We start from the raw sequence: 5,022 nt of genomic DNA, 5'->3' as shown, positions 1-5,022 counted from the left end.
AGCCAGATCGAAAGCCTGAAGCGCCAGGCGCGCCAGGCCTCCCGCTTCAAGAACCTGTCGGCCGATATCCGCAAGGCCGAAGCAACGCTGTTGCATCTGCGCTGGACGCTGGCCAAAACCCAGGAAGGCGAGGCGCGATCGGCGCTGGCGGTTGCCACGGCACTGGTCGGCGACCGCGCCGCGGCCCAGATGGCCGCCGCCAGGGAGCAAGGCATAGGCGCCCATCGGCTGCCGGACCTGCGCGACGCGGAAGCCGCCGCCGCCGCTGCCTTCCAGCGCCTCTCGATCGCCAAGTCGCAGATCGAAGAGGAAGCCGGCCGCATCCGCGCCCGTCAGAGCGAACTCGAGCGCCGGCTGCAGCAGCTCGACGGCGATATCGCGCGTGAGGAGCGCATGGTCCGCGACAACGCGGACATTCTCGAGCGCCTGCGCGCCGAAGAGGCGGCACTCAATTCGGAAAATGCTGGTGCCGCCGAGCGCGAGGCCACCACCCGCGCGGCTTTCGAACAAGCGGCATCTACGCTTTCACAAAGCGAAGCCAAACTCGCCGCGCTGACTGCCGAGCGGGCCGAGGCTGCCGCCTCGCGCAACCAGATCGAACGGACGCTGCGCGATACCGCCGAGCGCCGCGACCGCTTCGCGCGTCAGCTTGCCGATGTCGACCGGGAATTGTCGGAGATACTCTCCAAGGTCGCTGGCCTGCCCGATCCGGCCGAGAAGCGGGTGCTGGTCGAACAGGCCATGGCGCTGCTGGAGGAGGCCGAGGCTGCCGTGTCCGAGGCCGAGCAGTCGGTCATCGATGCCCGCGCTGCCGAAAGCGCTGCCCGGCCACCGCTTCAGGATGCCAGGGCCGAGCTGGCAAGGATCGAAACCGAAGCGCGCACGCTGGCAAAAATCCTCAATGCCGCCAGCGGCGATCTCTTCCCGGCCGTGCTGGAGCAGATCAGCGTCGATCGCGGTTTCGAAACGGCGCTGGGTGCAGCCCTTGGCGAAGACCTCGACGTGCCGCTCGACCGCAGCGCGCCGGTGCATTGGGGCGAAGGCGCGATCCAACCCGGCGACGCGGCTCTGCCGGAAGGCGTGAAGAGCCTGGCCAGCGTGGTCCACGCGCCGGCACAGCTCGCCCGCCGCCTGGCGCAGATCGGTATCGTCGATGCCGCCGGCGATGGCCGCCGGTTGCAGCCGCTGCTTGCTCCCGGCCAGCGGCTGGTCAGCCGCGAGGGCGCGCTGTGGCGCTGGGACGGCTTTACCGCCAGTGCCGACGCGCCGACCGCCGCGGCGCAACGGCTGGCGCAGAAGAACCGGCTGGCTGAGCTCGATGCCGAGGCGATACAGGCGACGCTCGTCCTGCGCCAGGCCGAGGAGGCGCTGGGAGAGGCCGAACAGGCGCTCCGCCTGGCAAGCGAGGCCGAGCGCAACACGCGCCAGGCCGGTCGTGACGCACAGCATCGGCTGGACGCCGCCCGCAATGCACTGGCTGAGGCCGAGAGGGCCGGCGGCGAATTGCAGAGCCGGCGCGCAGCACTCGATGAAGCGCGCGCCCGCATCGTCGACAGCCATGAGGAGATTTCGGCCGCCTTCGCCGAGGCGGAAATGCTGCTGCAGGACGCGCCCGATCTTGGCGATCTGCAATTGCAGCTCGAACAGTCCTCGGCCAATGTCGCCCGCGACCGCGCCGCGCTTGCCGATGCGCGTGCGGTGCATGAGGGGCTGCGCCGCGAAGCCGAGGCGCGCGCGCGCCGGCTCGATGCCATTGGCGCCGAACGCAGCAATTGGCTGGAGCGGGCCGAAAACGCCTCGACGCAGATCGCCTCGCTTGGCGAACGCAAGGCCGAGGCCGAGGCCGAACGCGAGCGGCTGGCGGATGCGCCCGATGAAATCGACGCCAAGCGGCGCGCCCTGCTGTCGCAGCTCACCGAGGCCGAAACCTTGCGCAAGGCGGCGGCCGACCGTCTGCAGGAAGCGGAGAACCGGCAATCCGAACTGGACAAGGCCGCCACCGGCGCCATCCAGTTCCTGGCTGAGGCGCGCGAGAGCCGCGTTCGCGCCGAAGAGCGGCTGACCGCGGCCGACGAACGCCGGCTGGAGGTCGAGGCGCGCATCCAGGAAACGCTGAACACACCGCCGCATCTGGTTATTCGCCATACCGGTCTGGAGGCTGACAGCCCGATGCCTGAGATGCCCGAGATCGAGCGTCAGCTGGACCGGCTGAAGATCGAGCGCGAACGGCTGGGCGCCGTCAATCTGCGCGCAGAGGAAGAGCAGAAGGAGCTTTCCGACCGGCTGGAGGCGATCGTGTCGGAGCGCGAGGACATCATCGAGGCGATCCGCAAGCTCAGGCAGGCGATCCAGAGCCTCAACCGCGAAGGCCGCGAGCGGCTGCTTGCCGCCTTCGATGTCGTCAACGGCCATTTCCAGCGGCTGTTCTCGCATCTGTTCGGCGGCGGCACGGCGGAATTGCAGCTGATCGAATCCGACGATCCGCTCGAGGCCGGCCTCGAAATCCTGGCCCGCCCGCCCGGCAAGAAGCCGCAGACCATGACGCTGCTGTCGGGCGGCGAGCAGGCGTTGACGGCGATGTCGCTGATCTTCGCGGTGTTCCTGACCAATCCGGCGCCGATCTGCGTGCTCGACGAAGTCGACGCCCCGCTCGACGACCACAATGTCGAGCGCTTCTGCAACCTGATGGACGAAATGGCCGCCACCACCGAGACGCGCTTCGTCATCATCACCCACAATCCCATCACCATGGCGCGCATGAACCGGCTGTTCGGCGTCACCATGGCCGAACAGGGCGTCAGCCAATTGGTGTCGGTCGACCTGCAGGCGGCCGAGGCCATGCGCGAGGCAAGCTGACCCAGGTCAGCGCTGGCTGGAATGGGCCGCACCGGAGCAATTTCAGGAAAAGGGTGCAAGCGGTTCTCGCTCGGCAAAAAATGTCAGGGCCGCGGACTGTGCCTGTGCGAATGATGTTTGGCCGGGGACCAGACGAAATAGAGCGAGCCCAGTTTCAGCACAGGCACCCTGTGATCCCGCTCGCGATCACGCAGTTCCCGGTAGGTCTTCACCTTCAGTGTGCCCCCCGGCAATCTGATTCGCAAAGCCATGATGCATAGAGCTTACGTGCTTTCTCCAGACGATGGAAGATTCATTTCAAGTTCCTCATCAGTATTCGAGCTCCTGGAGGGGCGATCAGGAATTGTACTGGGCCACCAGATGACGAAATATTTGCCAAACTGCCAGACCGGGACTTCGCCCTTGTACTCTCGCCGCCGCAACTCATAACGTTGCTTGACCTTCAATACACCGCCCGGAAGCCTGATCTTGATCGTCATCGTCCCTCAATACTGATGGCGCACTTCCTGGGTGCCGCGCCCAAAATATCTGTCCGGCCAAGTTAGAAAAATCGCTCACTCTCGGATCGGATCGTTGCAATCCGATTTCGCTGAGTCAATGGAGCCGAGGGCGAACTCCTGTGGCTATCGGCGCCGTGCAGATAAGGCTTGAGAGCGGGCTCAACCTCTGCGCCGCAAGATCCAGTTCACACAGATCACGGCCACGAGGCCACATGCGATGCCGGCGCAATCGGCAAACCAGTCGAACACATCCAGATCGCGCCGTATCAGCGCCGTGCCCTGCAGGACCTCGATCGCCGCTCCAATCATGGCCAGGAAGACGATTAGTCTTGCTTTTCGATCGGGCCAGCCGAGCCCTCCAAGGAAAGTCATGACGGCAAAGGCGCTGGCGTGGTTCAGCTTGTCGGAACGGAAACCGATATCGATCCCGTACTCTTCAAGTCGGGGTATAGGCAGCAGTGCAAGGGCAAGAACAGCGGCAAGCGTGGCGAAAAAGGCGATCCGTTCGACGGCTGGATAAAATCTCATTCTGTTCCAATCTTTGCCTAGCCGCCGGGAAAGTCGAATCCGGCTCGGTATTGGCAGTTCAGGCTGAAACTCGGATCGACGGCGTTGTTCTTCTAAAGCCGCAATTTTTGCTTGAGCTTTTTCAGCCAGGTCTGTTCCGCCTCATCCTGATTTTGATGCGCCGGGACGTAGCGCGGCCGTATCTTTTTTCCTTTGATGTAGAATGGCTTTTCGACTTCTCCAACCAGATTGACGAAAAGCCGGGATTTGTTGGTGGGTTGGCGGACTGTGACGCCGTGGACCGATTCAATCGAGTTGATGAACAATACAAGAATGTTCTTGTCGTATTGAACTGTTTCGACGCATTCCAAATGGGTGTCGTCGACATAGGCATCATTGAAGAGTGTCGCTTTGGCTTTCAGCGTGGCGTATTTGGACTGGAAACGACTAATTGTCAGGTCCCCGCCAACGGCATCATAATCTTCCGGCCTCATATAAAACAGGCCAGAAAATAGCTTGTCGCCATTGTCGATGTGGCTTGTCCGCACCGAGCCGGCATTGGTCACCGGCGTGTTCCCGCTGAGCATCGCATCCATCAGTATGTCGCGCGTTGCATAGGTGTCACTAAACCTGATGCCCGCTTTCATATTCTTGAGGCGTTCATAATTGGGGTAATAATCAGGGTAAAGCTTGTGAATATCGTCGTAGAACAGGTCGGCGACCTCGCCGAAAAATGCTTGCGATACATGGTAGGCGATAAAATCGCGCCATATTTGCGGCACGGCTTCGTTCGACCGAACGCGGTGGGCCTCATAATCCCACCTGGTGTTGTTGCGGCGTGTATCGATTTCGAGCGTTTCCGGAGCGGGAAACGTGCCGTCCAATTCCTGGTAGAGATCGAGGGGAAGGGCGTCGCGCAGGATGATGTGTGGAAACGGCTCCGATCGAACGTCGGCCTTGGTGGCTCGTTGAAGGACTGAAAGCGGCTTTGACATCGATGGTGTCCCAGATCGAGTTTGTCCGAATTTGGACAGCGAGGATCGTGTTCAACCTGTTCGGGTTACCGCCTTTCAACGCATCCCTTTCTGCGTCTCGTTCAAAGATTGGAGCGTTGAAAAGGGCTCCGCATGGGCTTTTACCATTTCGCTCATTAGAATCT

4 protein-coding genes are annotated in these 5,022 nt (G+C 62.5%); 1 reads left to right on the top strand and 3 read right to left on the bottom strand.

The genetic code is table 11. The annotated features are described in order from the left end of the window. Positions 1 to 2,856, top strand: a 2,856-nt coding sequence (locus tag EN925_RS23035) for a chromosome segregation SMC family protein (protein ID WP_164894340.1), incomplete at its 5' end; no start/stop codon positions are given. Between the two features lie 263 nt (positions 2,857 to 3,119). Here EN925_RS23035 and EN925_RS23030 read toward each other — a convergent pair. The 3 genes from EN925_RS23030 to EN925_RS23020 form a co-directional block, all read right to left on the bottom strand. Further along, the gene (locus tag EN925_RS23030; protein ID WP_082826424.1) at positions 3,120 to 3,335 is read right to left on the bottom strand and encodes a hypothetical protein; all 216 of its coding nucleotides are present in this window, start codon (positions 3,333 to 3,335) and stop codon (positions 3,120 to 3,122) included. A 180-nt stretch (positions 3,336 to 3,515) separates the two neighbouring features. Beyond that, positions 3,516 to 3,884 (bottom strand): hypothetical protein, encoded by a 369-nt coding sequence (locus EN925_RS23025; protein ID WP_013532752.1) that lies wholly within the window; start codon positions 3,882 to 3,884, stop codon positions 3,516 to 3,518. A 92-nt stretch (positions 3,885 to 3,976) separates the two neighbouring features. Next, positions 3,977 to 4,858 (bottom strand): hypothetical protein, encoded by an 882-nt coding sequence (locus EN925_RS23020; RefSeq protein ID WP_127369182.1) that lies wholly within the window; start codon positions 4,856 to 4,858, stop codon positions 3,977 to 3,979. Positions 4,859 to 5,022 lie beyond the last annotated feature (164 nt).

Source organism: Mesorhizobium sp. M7A.F.Ca.US.006.04.2.1 (assembly GCF_004022915.1).
Classification (GTDB): domain Bacteria; phylum Pseudomonadota; class Alphaproteobacteria; order Rhizobiales; family Rhizobiaceae; genus Mesorhizobium; species Mesorhizobium ciceri.
Note: the sequence above shows the minus strand (reverse complement) of the source record. Positions and strands in the feature narration are given on the sequence as shown.